Consider the following 15,931-nt stretch of genomic DNA (forward strand, 5'->3'; position numbering starts at 1 on the left):
ACGATAGAGAAATCTCTCCCCGGCGGGACGCCGGGGAGTCTTGCTAACAGAGAGAACGACATGAGCCAGCAGCACCAGGACCTGATCGACCGCGACCGCAAGGTCACCTTCCACGCCTCCAGCCACCTGCGCGACTTCGCCCATGGCGACGCGCCGGGCCGCGTGATCACCGGCGGGCAGGGCATCACCATCCGCGACAAGGATGGCCGCGAGTTCATCGATGGCTTCGCCGGGCTCTACTGCGTCAACATCGGCTACGGCCGCACCGAGGTGGCCGAGGCGATCTACCAGCAGGCCCTGGAGCTCTCCTACTACCACACCTACGTGGGCCACTCGAACGAGCCGCAGATCGCTCTCTCCGAGAAGATCATCGACCTGGCCGGCCCCGGCATGTCCAAGGTCTACTACGGCCTGGGCGGCAGCGATGCCAACGAGACCCAGCTCAAGATCGTGCGCTACTACAACAACGTGCGTGGCCTGCCCAGGAAGAAGAAGGTCATCTCGCGCCTGCGCGGCTACCACGGCTCGGGCCTGGCGACCGGCTCGCTGACCGGCCTCAAGGCGTTCCACGACCAGTTCGACCTGCCCTTCGAGGGCATCCTGCACACCGAGGCGCCCTACTACTACCACCGCGCCGCCGAGCAGGAGGGCATGACCGAGCGCGAGTTCTCCGCCCACTGCGCGCAGAAGCTGGAGGAGATGATCCTGGCCGAGGGGCCGGAGACCGTCGCCGCCTTCATCGGCGAGCCGGTGCTCGGCACCGGTGGCATCGTGCCGCCGCCGGAGGGCTACTGGGCGGCGATCCAGGCGGTGCTGGCGAAGTACGACGTGCTGCTGATCGCCGACGAGGTGGTGTGCGGCTTCGGGCGCATCGGCGCCGACTTCGGCAGCCACCACTACGCCATCCAACCCGACCTGATCACCGTGGCCAAGGGGCTGACCAGCGCCTACCAGCCGCTCTCCGGGGTCATCGTCGGCGACCGCGTCTGGCAGGTGCTCGAGCAGGGCACCGGCCAGTACGGCCCCATCGGCCATGGCTGGACCTACTCCGGGCATGCCCTGGGCTGTGCCGCGGCGCTGGCCAACCTCGAGATCATCGAGCGCGAGAAGCTGACCGAGAACGCGCGCGATACCGGCGCCTACCTGCAGCGTGCCATGGCGGACGCCTTCGGCGACCATCCCATCGTCGGCGACGTGCGCGGCGTGGGCATGCTGGCGGCCCTGGAGTTCTCCGCCGACCCCGAGAAGCGTGCGCACTTCGATCCGGCGCTCAAGGTGGGCCCGCGCATCGCCGCCGCGGCCCTCGACGAGAACCTGATCGCCCGCGCCATGCCCCAGGGCGACATCCTCGGCTTCGCGCCGCCGCTGATCGCCACCCGCGATCAGGTCGACGAGATCGTCGCCCGCGCCCGTCGCGCCGTGGACAGGGTCACCGACGCCCTGGTGCGCGAGGGTGCCCTGAAGGCGGTGACCGCCCCCGTCGCCTGATCCGGCGTTCCTCCTCGGCCTTCGGGCCCTCTCGTCGCCGCGGGCCCGCCCCGCGGCGACGTCGTTGAGACGTCACGCTTGCCTTGCCGTCCCGGCTGGCACACCCTCCAGGCATCGACACCCGTGAAGGAGCGCTTCCCATGGCAGAGGTCCTGGCCTTCGACGTCTACGGCACCCTGATCGACACCCACGGGGTGGTCACCGAACTGGAGCGGCGGCTCGGCGCCCTGGGCAAGGCCGAGCTGGCGCCGGAGTTCTCGCGGCGCTGGCGCGACAAGCAACTGGAGTACAGCTTCCGCCGCGGCCTGATGGGCGCCTATGCGCCCTTCGGCCGCTGCACCGAGCAGGCCCTGGTGTTCACCGACCGCGCGCTCCAGGCCGGCCTCTCCGAGAACGACCGCGACCACCTGATGCAGGTCTACGCCGAGCTGCCGGCCTTCGCCGAGGCCGAGGGCGCCCTGACGCGGCTGGCGCAGGCCGGCGTGACCTGCGTGGCCTTCTCCAACGGCACCGCGGCGGCGGTGGAGGGGCTGCTCGAGCAGGCCGGCCTGCGCCGCCACTTCAGCGAGGTGGTCAGCGTCGACGAGGTCAGACGCTTCAAGCCGGATCCCGCGGTCTACGCCCACCTGCGCCACCGTCTCGAGAGCGCTCCCGGCGATACCTGGCTGATCTCCAGCAACGCCTTCGATGTCATCGGCGCGCGCTACGCCGGCCTCCACGCCGCCTGGGTGCGGCGCAGCCCGGAGGCCCCCTTCGACCCCTGGGGCATCGAGCCCGACCTCACCGTCACCGACCTCGACGCCCTGGCCGAGCGACTCGGCTGAGTCGGTCAGTGCGAGGGACGCAAACGGCGAGGCCCCGCGAGCTCAGGCTCGCGGGGCCTCGGGGTTCTGGAAGATATTGCCGTGGTGGTCGGCCTGCGATCAGTCGGCCAGCTCACCGACGGTGACGGTGCCGCGCTCGGCCAGGTGAAGGGGCCGGTCGTCGTCCCGGGTCCACTCGGCCATGGAGCCGTCGTACATGCTGACGTTCTCCAGGCCGCCCACCTCGCTGAGCTGGAACCAGCCGCTGGCGGCCCAGTGGCCGGTGTTGCAGAAGGCCACGGTGGGGGCCTCGGGGGCCAGGCCCAGCGCGTCGATATTGGCCTGCAGTGCCTCGGCGTCCAGGTAGTAGGCGCCGTCGCGCTCGACCAGGGCGTCGTGGTGGGGCAGGTTGACCGCGCCGGGGATGGTGCCGGGGGCGCGCGCGGCGGGCGACTGGGTCTCGCCGCGATAGAAGTCCACCGGACGTGCATCCACCAGCGCCGCGTCACTCTCTCGGGCGGCCTCGACCTCGGCGGTGGTGGCCAGCAGCTCCTCCTGCAGGCGGCCCTCGAAGTCGCTGGCGGCGATGGCCTCCGGGGCGCCCGAGGCGACCTCGTAGCCCTGGGCCTGCCAGCCGGCCACGCCGCCGTTGAGGATGGCCACCTCGTCATGGCCCAGCGCCTTGAAGGTCCAGTAGACCCGCGCGGCGCTGCCGAAGTCGGTGGGCCCGGTGCCGGCCGCGGCCACCACCACGGTGTCGTCGTTGTCGATGCCCAGCTCGCCGATCAGCGTCTCCAGCGCCGCCACCTCGGGCATCAGCCCGGCCACGCCGTCACGGTTCTCGCGCCAGCCGGCGTCGGTGTAGCTGGAGTAGCGGCTGCCCGGGATGCGCGCCGACTCGAAGCTCTCGCGGTCGCCGCCATCGTCGATGGAGGAGCGCACGTCCAGCACCACCAGGTCCTCCTTGCCCAGCTGGTCGTTCAGCCACTCGGCCTCCACCAGGGGGGAGGGGTGCAGGGCGTGGGCCTGGCCGGCTACCGCCAGGGCGCCGGCGGCGATGATCAGTCGGGATCTCATGGCGGATCCTCCTCGTCGGGGATGGGGAGACCGTCAATGCTGCAACGGAGTAGCGCTCCCTCGCCAAGAAGGTTTCCTGCCATCCCTAGTGCCTAAGGTTATATAGAAGGTATCTTTTAGCTCGAAAAATCCTCTCGGTCTCAGCCTTGCCAGGCATGGCCGGCGAAGGCGTCGTCCACTTCCGGATGGTTGAGGTGGTTGGCATAGTTGGAGAGCGTCTTCACCGCCAGGGCCAGCACGACCTGCAACACCTGCTGCTCCTCGAAGCCCGCTGCCAGGAACGCCTCCACGTCCGCCTGTCGCGGCATGCCGCGGCTCTCGAACATCACCCGGGTGAACTCGGCCAGCGCCGCCAGGCGCGCATCGGGAATTGGCTGACCGTTGCGGATGGCGTCAAGCACCTCGGCCGGCACGCCGGAGACCTTGTCGGCCAGCATGCTGTGGGCGGACATGCAGTAGCCACAACCGTTGAGCCGGCTGATGGTCAGGAAGACCACCTCCTGTTCGGCCGGAGTGAAGCCGGAGTCGTTGCGGAACCACTCGTAGCCGTGCAGGTAGGTGCTCAGCACCCCGGGTGCCTTGGCCATGCCTGCGTACATGTTGGGTACGAAGCCCATCTTCTCGTTGGCCCCCTCGAGCAGCGGCTTGGCCTTGTCATCGGCGGTGTCGAGGGTCTTGGGTGCCATCTGGATCTGATACTCGGCTGCCATGGTACGTCCTCCTTCGTCGTATGGTTCGGGTGATCGTGGATGCCGCGATACGCCATATATGGAACGATCGGTCCATATATGGCAAAAAAACTCAGCCCTCCGGTGGGGAGCGCTTCAGGGTCTCCAGCAGCAGGTCCACCGCCTGGCGGGCCTGGCGAGCGTCGGCCCCGCTCTTGAGCAGGGTGCGTAGCCCGGCCATGCCCATGGTCAGGTAGCCGGCCAGCGCCGCGGCATCGCGCTCGGGGTCGATATCGCCCTCCGCCTGGGCCTGGACGATCGCCCGCTGGAAGAAAGTGGAGATGGTGGCGAGGCTCTCCCGGGCCTGCTCGGCGGGCGGGTCACCCCGCTGGCCGAGCTCGGTGGCGGAGTTGAAGATCAGGCAGCCCAGGGCGGCCCGGTCGCTGCCGGCCTCATCGGCGGTGTCGCCGAACAACGCCTCCAGGAACGCCATGGCCGAGGGGGCCGCGTCGAGGCGTCGTTCGAGGCGTGCCAGCAGCGCCTCGCGATAGCGGCGCAGGGCCTCGAGGAACAGCCTCTCCTTGTTGCCGAAGGCCTGGTAGAGGCTGCTGCGGGAGATAGCCATGGCCTCGAGCAGGTCTCGGGTCGAGGCGGCCTCGAAACCATGGCGCCAGAACACCTGCATGGCGGCGCTGGCGGCCTGGTCGGGGCTGAAGGCGAGGGGGCGTCCACGTGTCATGTGTTGAATTTAGTATCGGTCGATCCATAATTCAAGGGGCGACAGCGTCGCCTCGACTTGCTATGGCTGTAGAGAATGCCGTAAGGGATGCCGCGTTCCGGCGACCCAACCCTAGAGGCCGCCGATCGGCCCCACAGAAGGAGAGTCCGCATGCCCCGAGAGACCAACCCGGCGGGTGCCCCGCGCCGCTTCTGGCTCAGCGGTCGCCGTGCCGCTGAGCAGGACCGTTTCTTCCGTGAGGCGCTGGAGGTGCAGGGCTGGGAGGAGGGCGACGAGACCCACTGGGACGCCGCCTGGGTCACCGGCATGCCGGCCCCGGAGCAGTTCCGCCGCGCCGCGCCGCGGCGCAAGCTCAACCACTTCCCGGGCAACGCCGCCCTGACCGTGAAGAGCCGCCTGCACGATAGCCTCGCCGCGCTGCGCGCTCGGCTGGTCGACGGCTACGGCGCGGCGCATCCGCTGACCGCCCGTCTCGACTTCTTCCCCCGCGCCTGGGCCATGCCCCATGACGTCCAGGCGCTGCAGCTTGCCGCCCTGGCGGCCCCTGCGACCCGCTGGATCGAGAAGCCCACCAACGCCTCCAAGGGCAAGGGGGTGCGGGTGCTGCGCGATGTGGCCGAGGCGACGACGGCGCGGGATCACCTGGTCCAGGCGTACCTGGACCGCCCGCATACCATCCGCGGCCACAAGTACGTGCTGCGCCTCTATGTGCTGATCAGTTCGCTCACCCCGCTGCGGCTCTACCTCTACCGCCAGGGGTTCGCCAAGCTGGCCTCGGAGCCCTGGGATCCCGAGGATGCCGACAACCCCTTCAGCCAGCTGACCAACCCCGACATCAACGCCCTCAACACCCGCGCCGAGGTGCCGGTGGAGTTCATCGACCTCGCGCGCTACCGCGCCTGGCTGCGTGATCAGGGCCATGACGATGCCGGGCTGTTCGCGCGCATCGAGGATCTGGTGGCCCTGACCGCCATCTCCGCGGTGGACGACCTGCGCCGCCGTGGCCAGGAGGTGGGTGCCGATCCCCGTGGCGGCTACGAACTGCTGGGGCTCGACTGCCTGGTCGACGCCGACCTCAAGCCGTGGATCCTGGAGTGCAACCTCAGTCCGTCGCTGGGCACCTGCGCCGCTCCCGAGGATGGCGGCCGGGTCGAGGCGCGCATCAAGGGCGAGCTGGTGCGTGACATGCTCGCGCTGGTGGATGTCGCCGGCGATCACCCGCCGGTCGAGGGCCGCGACGCCGCGACCCTGCTCGCCGAGGCCCGGGCCGAGGAGCGCCGGGCCGGCGGCTTTGAGCGGCTGCTGCCGGCGGATGATCCCGAGCGCTACCTGCCCGCCTTCTCGCTGCCGAGCCTGGCCGACCTCACCCTGGCCGAAGCGGTGGCGGGGCGCGCCCTGCCGCGTCCGCGGCTGGTGCGTCGCCGTGTGGCGGAGTTCCATGAGGAGGATCGCCTGGCCCTCTTTGCCGAGGCGAGCGGGCGTCTCTATCGCCCCAACGACGCCGCGGCGCTGATCTGGCTGCTGGCCACCGAGGGGCTGGACCCCGACGCCATCGCCGCGGCCCTCGCCGAGGCGAGCGAAGCGCCGGCGTCGCTGGAGGCGCTGCGCGACACCGTGTGGTCGACCCTGGGGGAGTGGTGTCGGGAGGGGCTGCTCTGCCAGGGCCAGCAGCAGACCCAGGCCCTGGCCCAGGAGGCCGAGGAGCAGGGAGGCGAGGCACCCGCCGAGGCGAGCCCCTCCCACTGGCGGCTGCGCTGCGATGACCTCGACGCGGTAGTGATGCTGCCTGACGCCGCCGTCGAGCGGCGCCTGGCAGAGGCCTTCGGCGAGCGGCTCTCTCCCGCCTCGTCGGAGGCGTCGGCCGCTGTGACAACGGTGCACCTGGCGGTGCTGGTGTCGCCGAGCGGCTATGCGCTGGCGCAGGACGCACGCCTGGTGGCGAGCCGGCTGACCCTGGCCGAGGTGGTGCCGGCGCTTGGCACGCGGCTTCTGCGCCGTGTCGCCCGCGCCGAGGCGCCGGTGCTGGACCTGGTCTGGTGGTCTCCGGCGCCCGGCCAGGCGACGCTGCTGGCCCTCGGTGAGACGGCCCAACGCCTGCCGACGGACCTGCCCGGCGAGGCCTGCCGCGGCGTGCGCCTGGTGGTCGAAGGCGGGCAACCGCGCCTGGAACCGCTGGGCCTGCCCCTGGTGGGACACCCCGCCGCGGCCACATCCGCGCGGGGGGCGGCCGACGTGCCGCTGGTGGTGATCCAGGGCGATGGCGAGGGCGGGGAGGCCGGCCCGCCTCGCCCGCTCTCCCGGCTCGAGGCCCTGGCCGCGCTGCTGCCACTGACCCATGGCCCCGGCGAGACGACGCCGTCGGCCGCGGCGATGGCGGGTCTCGATGCCTGGCTGGAGGAGGTCGCGCGCCATGAGGTTGCCCCGACACTGAGTCCGGAGCGCCTGGCCGCCTGGCGGCTGGCTCGCGGCGGCACCACCCGCGAGGAAGCGAACGATGCAGCGGCCGATGCCTCGGTCGATGCCTGAGCAGCGGGAGCCCGACTCCCCTGTCGAGGAGGCATGCCGCCTTCTCGCCCGAGGGCAGGGAGTGACCCTGCCCGCGACACCCTGACGGAGGTCATGTCATGACGGAAGCAGACCATCAACGCAAGACCCTGATCGAGCGGCTCGGCCGTCGGCTGGGGCATGCCGCGCCCGCCCTGGCGCTGGTCGCCAGCGGTGCGGCGATGCAGGCGGTAGCCGATGCGCCTACCGAGCCCGCTTATACCAGCGGCCAGGAGGCCCCGCTGATGCTCGCCGAGGCCCATGCCGAGGGCGGCGCGGAAGGTGGCGCCGAGGCCGGTGGCCACGACGACGAGGAGGCCCAGGGCGAAGGCGAGGCCGAGGGCCAGGGTGAAGGTGAGGCCGAAGGGGAAGCCGAGGCCGAAGGCGAAGGCGCCTCCTGACGCCGCCCCTCTCGAGACCACCCAGGCGCCGTGCCGGTCCACGGGGCCGGCGCGGCGTCACCATCACCGGAGGTGTATGTCCATGAGCCACACCCACGCGCCACCCTGCCTCGACCCCCTGGTCGAGGAGGGTCTCTGGAGCCTCCAGCAGCTGGAAGCCTTCCTGGCCTGCCTCTCTCCGGCGCAGTATCGACACCCCTTCGACGCCGAAGGGAAACAGACCCTGGGGCGCCACCTGCGCCATATCCTCGACCACTACCAGGCCCTGCTGGAGGGCATCGGCGCCGGGCGCATCGACTACGAGAGCCGGGCGCGCGACCCTCGCCTGGAGCGCGACCCGCAACGGGCACTGGAGCGCCTCGCCGAGATCCGGCGCGGCCTGGCGCGCCTCACCGAGCCCTCCTCCACGGCGCTGTCGCTGACCTATCCGGTCGCGGAGGGGAGCGTCAGCCAGTCGCTTGCCACCAGCCTGGCCAGGGAGCTGGCCTTCCTGACCAGCCACACGGTGCACCACATGGCGCTGCTGGGGCTGCTCGCCGAGCGGCTCGGGGTGGTGCTGCCGGAAGATTTCGGCGTCCACCCCTCGACCCTGCGCCACTGGCAGCGCCAGCAGGGCAAGGCCACCTCCCCGCAGAGTCTCGATCCAAGGAGGCAAACGGCATGAAGACACGATTTCCCCGCGTGGCGGCCATCGGCATGACCGCGGCACTGCTCGCCACCCCGCTGGCCGCCGAGACGTCGTGGCCGCAGCAGGGCTGGGAGGTCCACCCGACCGCGATGTCCTATACGACGCTGCTCGACGAGCTCAAGGCCGCCGTCCGGGCGGAGGGGATGTTCGTCGTCACCGAGGCCGGCCCCACCGAGGCCGCCGCGAATCGGGGTGTCACCATCCCCGGCAACCGGGTCGTCGGCGTGTTTCGCAACGACTACGCGGTGGAGATCCTGCGCCTGAGCGTGCCGGCGATGATCGAGGCGCCGATGCGCTTCTATGTCACCGAGGAGGCGGATGGGAGTGCCACCCTGTCCTGGAAGGCCCCCAGCCATGTGCTCGCCCCCTATGTCGAGGAAGGCGGTGAGGGACTGGTGGAGATCGGCGAGGAGCTCGACGCCATCTTCTCGACCATCGCCTCGCGGGTGACCGAGGAGAGTCGCTGACTGGGAGAACGGGCGATGGCGTCACGGACAATCCGGCGGCTGGGGGCTGGACGAAAAGCCCAGTCGCGAAAACCAGGCGCTAGCGTCGACGCCGGCATTGTCGCCATCGCTCATCAGCGCGACGCCATCGACCCGGCCGGCCCTCTCCCCGAAGAGCCGTTCGAAATCCTCCGCAACGTGACGGACTTCCGCTACCCACTCACCGACGCGTGATTCACCACTCTGCAGCGCCAGAAGACGGGCGCGCGAGGTGAAGGCGTTGGGCCAGTTCGCCCCCTTGGGCTGGCTCGACGCCCAGACATAGTTCACCGACTGAACCTGCCAGGGAAGGAGGCCCGTCTTGCGTGCCACGTAGACACGGGCCGGGTAATCGTCCCCGTTCCGTGTCGTTTCATCCAGCCCCTGGTGGATGCCGGAGACCTGCCAGCACCAGCGGAGGTATGGGGTACGGTCGAGGTCAACTTCCCTCTCCAGATACTTCGCCGAGGCCTGTGTCTTCGACCTGGCCTGCAGCACGCGTGTGCCCCCCTTTTCGACGACTCGGTACTCCGTTTCCCCTGCGAAGGAGCGTGTTGGCCAACCCATGATCTCGGAGGGGGAGAACTCCAGGTTGGAGGCGTCGGCGGTGACATGCAGGGATAGTATCCCTATGGCTGTGATCAGCAGGTTACGTTTCATTTGGACCTCTCTTCTGTCGATTGCCGTCCCCGTGGTGATGCTTTCGTGCAGGTTGATGGAAGCGCTTCATGTAATGGAAAAGGCGCTGATGACACTAAAAGTCAAGACCTGAAAGTCAGGTCTTTCAACCATCAACAGATGAGGTGACGTCATGAATAAGGTTATAGTCTCAATGGTTGCTACTGCGCTACTGGCGGGGCCCGTTGCCGTGATGGCGATGGACTCGGAGTTTCTGGAGAAGAAGCGTGAGCAACTGCAGGAGCAGCAGGAGAAGAGTCACGACCAAGATCAAGGTAAGTCTTCATCTAGTGAAAGGAACCCAGATAGGACTGTTGCCAGCATGGCGGGGGAGGGTGAACTCCTTACCCAGAAGGCTCTTCGCTATTGGTGGATGTGAGCACCTTTCCCGGTCGATAGCCAAGGACAAGGGGAATGGCCGACTCCTGATGCGGGAGTCGGCCATGTCCTGCTGGAGGATGGGGATCAGGGGGTGGGAATGCATGAAGTCGGGGGCCCTACTGGTCTGATTTTTCCATGTCGGAGCGGACCTTCTCTCCCGCCCTGTGCAGCAGGGTGAATTGTTTGTCACACTCCCTGCAGGCGCCACACATCGCAAGATGAAACCTGAGTGATAGTTTCTCGCGTGGTGTCAAAGGTTGCTCCAGCCTGAGTGACATCAAACGTGTTGCCTCTTTGCACATCATCATCGTGAGTCTCCTTTGAGCCAGCCTTCCTCGATACACTGACGAAGGCGTAAGCGGGCGCGATGAAGTATCACCCAGCAGTTGTTTTCCTTTATCTCTAGAATTTCGCAAATTTCGTCGGTACTGAGGTCCATCAGTTCGCGCATGGAGAAGACTCTGGCGATCTTGTCAGGAAGAGCGACCATGCAGGCGTCAAACACCTTCCAGAAATGCTGGTTATCGAGCAGGGTATCGGGGTTCCCCCACCTGTCAGGTCGTGAAGCGTCATTCCACCGGCCATTCAGCTGAAACTGTCGATCCACAGCATCATCGTCACTTTCATCCTCGAGAGGCTGCAAGCGACCCTGTCGTTTCTGATGACGCATGATGTCGAGGATCTTGTACTTGAGGATGCCGAAGACCCAGGTCTCGTAACCCGATCGTCCGGCGAAGGTGGCGTCCTTCTCGATGGCGGCCATCAACGCCTCCTGCACGGCATCTTCGGCCATGGCATTGTCGCGAAGGTGCATCCTGGCAAAGGAAAGCAGCCGGGGCCGCAGCGTCGAAAGGCGCTGCATGCGAGTGGTCCCGGGCGCCACGTCCCGGGAAGTGTCGTCGGTCATCGGCGTCGGTCTCCGCTTCGGGTGACGGTTCGGGATCGAGCCCTGCCTTGGTCGTCGTGATGCGCCTGGCCTTACAAGTGTGGTATCCCGGTCTTGCTTCGCCGCCAGCGCTCGAGGTCCTCGGGGCGGTCGAGGTCCCAGGCGGTGGCGGGGCAGGCGAGCCGCCAGCCCAGGGCCGCGAGGCGTTCACGGGTATCGGCCATGACCGTCTCGCCGCCCCAGGCGATCTCCGTGAACAGGCTGGGGTGGGCCTGGTGCAGGCCGAGCAGGGCGTAGCCGCCATCCTCGGCGGGCAGGCAGACGGCGTCGTGGGTCGCCAGCGCCTCGCCGCAGCGCTTGAGCAGCGCCGGGGTCAGCACGGGACAGTCGCTGCCGATCACCATCGCCGGCCCCGGCGTCAGCGCCTGGCGCATGCGCTCGCCGAGGTCACCCTCGGGCTGGTCGCGGCGGGCGATGGTGTGGCGCGCGGCCAGCTCGACGAACAGCGGGTGGTCGTGCGCCAGCGCCGTCCACAGCGTGATCCGCGCCGCCGGCAGGGCGGCGGCCGCCACCGCCAGGGTGTGGCGCAGCAGCGCCGCGTGGACCCGGGCGGCCTCCTCGGCGCCGCAGGCGGGGATCAGCCGCGTCTTGACCCGCCCGGGCAGTGGCGCCTTGGCGAGGATGGCCAGCCGTACCGCGGGATGACTCGCCTCAGCGCACATGGCGGTACTCCCGCGCCAGCGCCTCCGGGGCCACGCCGCGCCAGTAGCGAAGGCGCAGCCGCCACATCCGCCACACGGTGCGCCAGGGGCCTTCGCTGTCCCAGCGCCGCCCGCTGCTCGTCACCCGCTGGCGCAGGCAGGCGGGCGGCGAGCGACGCTTCAGGCGACGCGACACCTCGATGTCCTCCATCAGCGGCTGGTCGGGGAAGCCGCCCACCGCGGCGAAGGCCTCGCGGGTCATGAACAGCGCCTGGTCGCCGGTGGCGATGCCGGTCAGCCGCGAGCGCAGGTTCATGGCCCGGGAGATCACCGGCAGCAACCGGCTGTGTCCTGCCAGGCGGATATCGAAGCGTCCCCAGCAACGCCCGCTCGCCAGGGCGCGGGCGACATGCGCCTCGGCGCCCTCGGGCAGCCGGGTGTCGGCGTGCAGGAAGAGCAGGGTATCGCCGCGGGCCGCGGCGGCGCCGAAGTTCATCTGCCGGGCGCGCCCGGCGGGGGAATGCAGCACCCGGGAGCAGAGCGGCGCGGCCAGTGCCGCGCTGTCGTCGCGGCTGCCGCCGTCCACCACGATCACCTCGACGCCGCGCCGGCGCAGCGGCGCCAGGGCGGTGAGGGTCGCCTCCAGGGTGGCGGCCTCGTCCAGCACCGGCAGGATCAGGCTGAGCGTCGTGTTGGCTGTCGTGGCGGGCATGCAGTCTCCTGGCACCGGTTGGCTTTCGTGTCGAGGCGCGTCACTCGAGGATGATGACGGGACCGCCGGCGGCCTCGGCGTCCTCGTGGTCATGGGTCACCAGCAGGCAGGGCAGGCCCGCCTCGGCGAGGCGCGCGAACACCAGCCGGCGGGTCTCCCCGCGCAGGGCGCGGTCGAGGCGCGAGAAGGGCTCGTCGAGCAGCGCCGCCGCCGGTCGCGAGAGCAGCAGGCGCAGCAGCGCCACCCGGGCCTGCTGGCCACCGGAGAGGGTGGCGGGGTCGCGCTCGCCGAAGCCGGCGAGCCCCACCTCGGCCAGGGCCTGGTCGATGCGGGCGCGCTTGTCGGCCTCACGACGCGGCATGCCGAAGCGCAGGTTGCCCGCCACCGAGAGGTGCGGGAAGAGCAGCGGGTCCTGGAACAGCAGCCCGACCCTGCGCGCCTCGGCGGGCAGGGTGGTGAGTTCGCGGCCTGCCAGGCTGACCCGCCCGCCGGCCGCGAAGGCGGGATCGAGGAAGCCGGCGATGAAGGCCAGCAGGGTCGACTTGCCCACCCCCGAGGGGCCCATCAGCGTCAGCACCTCGCCGGGGCCGATCTCGGCGTCCACCTCCACCAGCAGCCGGCCGGCCAGGGCGATGCGCACCTGTTCCAGGCGCAGGACGGTTGGCGTGTTCATGGGGTTCCTCGCAGGCCGCGACGGTTCGACCATAGCAGCCGCGGCAGCCCCAGGGCGACGATGAAGCCGAGCAGCGGCAGGGCGGCCTGCACCAGCGCCCAGACCCCGATCACCCGGCCGTTGCCGCCGCCGGCGAGGGCCACCGCCTCGGTGGTCACGGTGGCGACGCGCCCGGCGCCGGGCAGCAGGGTGGGCAGGTACTGGCCGATGCTCACGGCCAGCCCCACCGCCGCGGCGGTCAGCAGCGGGGCCAGCAGCATCGGCAGGCGCACCCGCCAGAAGACGCCGGCCGGGGAGTGGCCGAGGCTCAGGGCGAGCCTCGCCCAGCGCGGGTCGAGGCGCCGGTAGGCCTCGGCCAGCGACAGGAACACGTAGGGCAGCACGAACAGCAGGTGGGCGAAGATCACCAGTCCCAGCCGGGCGCGCAGCCCCAGGCCCTCCAGCAGCACCACCAGGCCGAACAGGAAGGCGATCTGGGGCACGATCAGCGGCAGGTAGAGCAGCGTCAATGCCGAGCGCAGCCGCCCCTGGGCGGGACGCCGTGCGCCGCGCTGCTCGTTCTCCAGCGCCGCCAGCGCCAGCACCAGGGCCGGCAGGGTGGCCGCCACCGCGATCAGCAGGGTGGTGGTGACGGGGCCGCCCAGGGTGGGCAGGGCGCGCTGCCAGTGCTGCAGCGTGAAGGGGTCGGGCAGTGCCGCGGGGAAGCGCCAGAAGCCGGCCAGCGAGGCCAGCGCCAGGCCGACCAGGCCCAGGCCTGCGGCCAGGGTGTTGGCGAGCAGGATGCCACGTCCGGCCAGGCGCAGCAGGCGATCCCCCCGCACCCGCGCCCCGTTGACCAGCCAGCGCTTGCCGAGGCGGCGCACCAGGCACTCCAGGGCCCACCACAGGGCCAGCGCGGCCAGTGTCACGCCCAGTTGCAGCACGGCGCCTGCCGCGGCCAGGAAGCGCATCGAGAGGTCCGGGTCGTTGAACCACTCGAGGACCGCCACCGCCAGGGTCGGCGGCAGGGTGGGGCCCAGGATCAGCGCCACGTCCACCACCGAGGTGGCGAAGGCGATCACCGCATAGACGGGCAGCCGGATCAGCGGGTAGAGCGCCGGCGCCACCGTCTTCAGCCAGGCGATCGTCGGGCGATAGCCCAGCGAGCGGGCCATGGCGACGCGGCGGGGGGCGTCGAGCTGGGGCAGGGCGGCGAGGCTCATCAGCAGCAGGAAGGGGATCTCCTTGAGGATCAGCCCCGCCATCAGCGAGAGGCCCCAGGGGTCCTGGAGGATCACCAGGTCCGGCGGGCGCTCCCAGCCGGTCAGCCCGGGGGAGAGCAGCCGGGCGATCAGCCCCGAGGGGGCGATCAGGAAGGCGAGGCCGAAGGCCGCCGCGGCGTGGGGCAGCGACAGCAGCGGCGACACCGCCCGCCGCAGCCAGCGGTCGAGCCGGGTGCCCGCGGCGCCGGCCAGGAACAGCAGCACCGCGGCCAGCGACACCGCGGTGGTGACGAGGCCGACGGCCAGGCTCAGCCCCGTCGAGCGCGCCAGCCCGGGCTGGGCCAGCAACTCTCGCCAGGGCGCCAGGCTCAGCGATTCGCCGCCCAGCGCCGGCAGGTAGCCGAAGGCCGGCAGCAGCGCCATCGCCAACCCGGCCAGGATCGGCCCCACCAGCAGGGTGACGATCAGTGTCGGGGTCAGCCGCAGCAGCATGGCAACCGATGCCTCCCGAATCCCTGCCCGTGTCGCCTCACCGCGCGGTGTAGCGTGCCTGCCACGCCGCCTGCAGCGCCGTCATCCAGCTCGGGTGCGGCTCGGCCAGGGTCTTGTGGAGCGCCTCGGGGGCCAGCATGGCGGGGTTCTCGGCGTCGATGGCGAACAGCGAGCGGGTCGCCTCGTCGAGGTGGGCGACGTCGAGCACGGTACGGTCGCCCCATACGGTGAGGTCCTGCTTATGGGCCTGGGCCTCGGGGGAGAGCAGGAAGTTGGCGAGCACCAGGGCGCCGGCCTTGTGGGGCGAGTTGAAGGGGATTGCCACGAAGTGGACGTTGCCCAGGGTGCCGTCGTCCAGCACGTAGCTGCGGGTGCTCTCGGGCAGCTCGAAGTCCGCCACCGCGGCGGCCGGTTCCGAGGGGTAGAAGGTGAAGGCCAGGGCCAGCTCGCCGTCGCCCATCAGGCCGCGCAGCGCCGGGCCCGAGTCCGGGAACTGGCGGCCGTCCCGCCACAGGTGGGGGTGAAGGGCGTCCAGGTACTCCCACAGCGGGGCGGTCACCGCCGCGAAGTCGCTCTCTTCCACCGGGGCGTAGAGCGCCTCGCGCCGATCGGTCAGGGCGATCAGCGCCTGCTTGAGGAAGGTGCTGCCGGTGAAGTCGGGGATGCGTGGGTAGGTGAAGCGCCCGGGGTGGGCCCGGGCCCAGTCGAGCAGCGCTTCGATGCTGCCGGGCGGCTCCGCCACCCCCTCGCCGTCCCCGCGGAGCTCGTCACTATCCCCGCGGAGCTCACGGCTGTCATAGTAGAAGGTGATCTGGGCCTTGCCCCAGGGCGACTCGTAGCCCTCGGTGGGCAGGGTGAAGTCGGTGACCACCTCGGGGTTGGCCTCGGGGCGGGTCAGGGCGAAGTTCGGCAGCGCCTCGGCGAAGGGGCCGTAGAGCAGCTCCCGCTCCCGCATGGCGGCGAAGTTCTCGCCGTTGATCCAGATGAGGTCGATGCTGCCCTCGTCGACGTTACCCGCCGCCTTCTCCGCCACTACCCGGGAGACCGCGGTGCCGGTGTCGTCGAGCTTGACGTGCACCACCTCGACGCCGTGGCGCTCGGCCATGCGCTGCGCCACCCAGGCGATGTAGCCGTTGGTGCGGGTGTCGCCGCCCCAGGCGTTCCAGTAGACGTTCTGGCCGCGGGCCGCGTCGCGCACGGCGCCCCAGTCATCGAGGTCGGGGGCGGCGCTGGCGGCGAGGGGAGCGGCCAGGGCCAGGCCGGCGAGCAGGGGGGCGAGCCGGGCGGCGGGTCGAGAGAGGGGATGGCGCATC

The 15,931-nt window shown here is 70.3% G+C and carries 18 protein-coding genes; 7 read left to right on the forward strand and 11 right to left on the reverse strand.

Annotated elements, in window-relative coordinates:
• Positions 1-60: 60 nt before the first annotated feature.
• A complete protein-coding gene (locus tag BLP95_RS01195; protein ID WP_089676368.1) occupies positions 61-1,488 on the forward strand; it encodes an aminotransferase in 1,428 nt (475 codons plus the stop codon).
• Between the two features lie 140 nt (positions 1,489-1,628).
• Positions 1,629-2,312 carry a haloacid dehalogenase type II gene (locus BLP95_RS01200; RefSeq protein ID WP_089676369.1) on the forward strand — a complete coding sequence of 228 codons (684 nt, stop codon included), beginning with the start codon at positions 1,629-1,631 and terminating at the stop codon, positions 2,310-2,312.
• 99 nt (positions 2,313-2,411) lie between these two features.
• Here the strand turns inward: BLP95_RS01200 and BLP95_RS01205 are convergent, their stop codons facing one another.
• From BLP95_RS01205 to BLP95_RS01215, 3 genes are all read right to left on the reverse strand, one after another.
• Positions 2,412-3,368, reverse strand: a complete 957-nt coding sequence (locus tag BLP95_RS01205; RefSeq protein WP_089676370.1) for a sulfurtransferase — start codon at positions 3,366-3,368, stop codon at positions 2,412-2,414.
• Between the two features lie 140 nt (positions 3,369-3,508).
• Positions 3,509-4,078 carry a carboxymuconolactone decarboxylase family protein gene (locus tag BLP95_RS01210; protein ID WP_089676371.1) on the reverse strand — a complete coding sequence of 190 codons (570 nt, stop codon included), beginning with the start codon at positions 4,076-4,078 and terminating at the stop codon, positions 3,509-3,511.
• Between the two features lie 91 nt (positions 4,079-4,169).
• On the reverse strand, positions 4,170-4,775 hold the full coding sequence (locus tag BLP95_RS01215; protein WP_089676372.1) for a TetR/AcrR family transcriptional regulator: 606 nt from the start codon (positions 4,773-4,775) through the stop codon (positions 4,170-4,172).
• Between the two features lie 150 nt (positions 4,776-4,925).
• Between BLP95_RS01215 and BLP95_RS01220 the strand changes: the two genes are divergently transcribed.
• The 4 genes from BLP95_RS01220 (at position 4,926) to BLP95_RS01235 (ending at position 8,875) form a co-directional block, all read left to right on the forward strand.
• The gene (locus BLP95_RS01220) at positions 4,926-7,301 is read left to right on the forward strand and encodes a PqqD family peptide modification chaperone (protein WP_176760202.1); all 2,376 of its coding nucleotides are present in this window, start codon (positions 4,926-4,928) and stop codon (positions 7,299-7,301) included.
• A 98-nt stretch (positions 7,302-7,399) separates the two neighbouring features.
• On the forward strand, positions 7,400-7,720 hold the full coding sequence (locus tag BLP95_RS01225; RefSeq protein ID WP_089676374.1) for a hypothetical protein: 321 nt from the start codon (positions 7,400-7,402) through the stop codon (positions 7,718-7,720).
• A gap of 82 nt (positions 7,721-7,802) precedes the next feature.
• The gene (locus BLP95_RS01230) at positions 7,803-8,384 is read left to right on the forward strand and encodes a DinB family protein (protein ID WP_176760203.1); all 582 of its coding nucleotides are present in this window, start codon (positions 7,803-7,805) and stop codon (positions 8,382-8,384) included.
• Positions 8,381-8,875 (forward strand): DUF302 domain-containing protein, encoded by a 495-nt coding sequence (locus tag BLP95_RS01235; RefSeq protein WP_089676376.1) that lies wholly within the window; start codon positions 8,381-8,383, stop codon positions 8,873-8,875. The genes BLP95_RS01230 and BLP95_RS01235 overlap by 4 nt, the downstream gene beginning before the upstream one ends.
• A gap of 21 nt (positions 8,876-8,896) precedes the next feature.
• On the opposite strand, the gene BLP95_RS01240 is transcribed toward BLP95_RS01235, so the two are convergent.
• On the reverse strand, positions 8,897-9,553 hold the full coding sequence (locus BLP95_RS01240; RefSeq protein WP_089676377.1) for a DUF3047 domain-containing protein: 657 nt from the start codon (positions 9,551-9,553) through the stop codon (positions 8,897-8,899).
• A gap of 151 nt (positions 9,554-9,704) precedes the next feature.
• Between BLP95_RS01240 and BLP95_RS01245 the strand changes: the two genes are divergently transcribed.
• Positions 9,705-9,950 (forward strand): hypothetical protein, encoded by a 246-nt coding sequence (locus BLP95_RS01245; protein ID WP_089676378.1) that lies wholly within the window; start codon positions 9,705-9,707, stop codon positions 9,948-9,950.
• A 118-nt stretch (positions 9,951-10,068) separates the two neighbouring features.
• Here the strand turns inward: BLP95_RS01245 and BLP95_RS17150 are convergent, their stop codons facing one another.
• The 7 genes from BLP95_RS17150 to BLP95_RS01280 form a co-directional block, all read right to left on the reverse strand.
• Complete coding sequence (locus BLP95_RS17150; RefSeq protein WP_089676379.1) at positions 10,069-10,260, reverse strand: zf-HC2 domain-containing protein; 192 nt, start codon at positions 10,258-10,260, stop codon at positions 10,069-10,071.
• On the reverse strand, positions 10,257-10,859 hold the full coding sequence (locus tag BLP95_RS01255; protein ID WP_245678648.1) for a sigma-70 family RNA polymerase sigma factor: 603 nt from the start codon (positions 10,857-10,859) through the stop codon (positions 10,257-10,259). The genes BLP95_RS17150 and BLP95_RS01255 overlap by 4 nt, the downstream gene beginning before the upstream one ends.
• Before the next feature lie 71 nt (positions 10,860-10,930).
• On the reverse strand, positions 10,931-11,560 hold the full coding sequence (locus tag BLP95_RS01260; protein ID WP_089676380.1) for a TIGR04282 family arsenosugar biosynthesis glycosyltransferase: 630 nt from the start codon (positions 11,558-11,560) through the stop codon (positions 10,931-10,933).
• Entirely contained in the window at positions 11,550-12,251 is a 702-nt protein-coding gene (locus tag BLP95_RS01265; RefSeq protein WP_089676381.1) for a TIGR04283 family arsenosugar biosynthesis glycosyltransferase, read from the reverse strand. The genes BLP95_RS01260 and BLP95_RS01265 overlap by 11 nt, the downstream gene beginning before the upstream one ends.
• A gap of 40 nt (positions 12,252-12,291) precedes the next feature.
• Positions 12,292-12,924 (reverse strand): ATP-binding cassette domain-containing protein, encoded by a 633-nt coding sequence (locus BLP95_RS01270; protein WP_089676382.1) that lies wholly within the window; start codon positions 12,922-12,924, stop codon positions 12,292-12,294.
• On the reverse strand, positions 12,921-14,618 hold the full coding sequence (locus BLP95_RS01275; RefSeq protein ID WP_176760204.1) for an ABC transporter permease: 1,698 nt from the start codon (positions 14,616-14,618) through the stop codon (positions 12,921-12,923). Before BLP95_RS01275 ends, BLP95_RS01270 begins: the two co-directional genes overlap by 4 nt.
• A gap of 37 nt (positions 14,619-14,655) precedes the next feature.
• Complete coding sequence (locus BLP95_RS01280; protein ID WP_089676383.1) at positions 14,656-15,930, reverse strand: ABC transporter substrate-binding protein; 1,275 nt, start codon at positions 15,928-15,930, stop codon at positions 14,656-14,658.
• Between the last annotated feature and the right edge of the window lies 1 nt (position 15,931).

The sequence above is a fragment of the Halomonas shengliensis genome (assembly GCF_900104135.1).
GTDB lineage: Bacteria > Pseudomonadota > Gammaproteobacteria > Pseudomonadales > Halomonadaceae > Halomonas > Halomonas shengliensis.

What these genes read in the sequence shown, in the direction of transcription:
- BLP95_RS01235 (WP_089676376.1), top strand. Translation starts at nt 8,381, where the DNA reads ATGAAGACACGATTTCCCCGCGTGGCGGCCATCGGCATGACCGCGGCA.
- BLP95_RS01260 (WP_089676380.1), bottom strand. Translation starts at nt 11,560, where the DNA reads ATGTGCGCTGAGGCGAGTCATCCCGCGGTACGGCTGGCCATCCTCGCC.
- BLP95_RS01240 (WP_089676377.1), bottom strand. Translation starts at nt 9,553, where the DNA reads ATGAAACGTAACCTGCTGATCACAGCCATAGGGATACTATCCCTGCAT.
- BLP95_RS01280 (WP_089676383.1), bottom strand. Translation starts at nt 15,930, where the DNA reads ATGCGCCATCCCCTCTCTCGACCCGCCGCCCGGCTCGCCCCCCTGCTC.
- BLP95_RS01220 (WP_176760202.1), top strand. Translation starts at nt 4,926, where the DNA reads ATGCCCCGAGAGACCAACCCGGCGGGTGCCCCGCGCCGCTTCTGGCTC.
- BLP95_RS17150 (WP_089676379.1), bottom strand. Translation starts at nt 10,260, where the DNA reads ATGATGATGTGCAAAGAGGCAACACGTTTGATGTCACTCAGGCTGGAG.
- BLP95_RS01245 (WP_089676378.1), top strand. Translation starts at nt 9,705, where the DNA reads ATGAATAAGGTTATAGTCTCAATGGTTGCTACTGCGCTACTGGCGGGG.
- BLP95_RS01275 (WP_176760204.1), bottom strand. Translation starts at nt 14,618, where the DNA reads ATGCTGCTGCGGCTGACCCCGACACTGATCGTCACCCTGCTGGTGGGG.
- BLP95_RS01270 (WP_089676382.1), bottom strand. Translation starts at nt 12,924, where the DNA reads ATGAACACGCCAACCGTCCTGCGCCTGGAACAGGTGCGCATCGCCCTG.
- BLP95_RS01215 (WP_089676372.1), bottom strand. Translation starts at nt 4,775, where the DNA reads ATGACACGTGGACGCCCCCTCGCCTTCAGCCCCGACCAGGCCGCCAGC.
- BLP95_RS01265 (WP_089676381.1), bottom strand. Translation starts at nt 12,251, where the DNA reads ATGCCCGCCACGACAGCCAACACGACGCTCAGCCTGATCCTGCCGGTG.
- BLP95_RS01205 (WP_089676370.1), bottom strand. Translation starts at nt 3,368, where the DNA reads ATGAGATCCCGACTGATCATCGCCGCCGGCGCCCTGGCGGTAGCCGGC.
- BLP95_RS01255 (WP_245678648.1), bottom strand. Translation starts at nt 10,859, where the DNA reads ATGACCGACGACACTTCCCGGGACGTGGCGCCCGGGACCACTCGCATG.
- BLP95_RS01210 (WP_089676371.1), bottom strand. Translation starts at nt 4,078, where the DNA reads ATGGCAGCCGAGTATCAGATCCAGATGGCACCCAAGACCCTCGACACC.
- BLP95_RS01230 (WP_176760203.1), top strand. Translation starts at nt 7,803, where the DNA reads ATGAGCCACACCCACGCGCCACCCTGCCTCGACCCCCTGGTCGAGGAG.
- BLP95_RS01195 (WP_089676368.1), top strand. Translation starts at nt 61, where the DNA reads ATGAGCCAGCAGCACCAGGACCTGATCGACCGCGACCGCAAGGTCACC.
- BLP95_RS01200 (WP_089676369.1), top strand. Translation starts at nt 1,629, where the DNA reads ATGGCAGAGGTCCTGGCCTTCGACGTCTACGGCACCCTGATCGACACC.
- BLP95_RS01225 (WP_089676374.1), top strand. Translation starts at nt 7,400, where the DNA reads ATGACGGAAGCAGACCATCAACGCAAGACCCTGATCGAGCGGCTCGGC.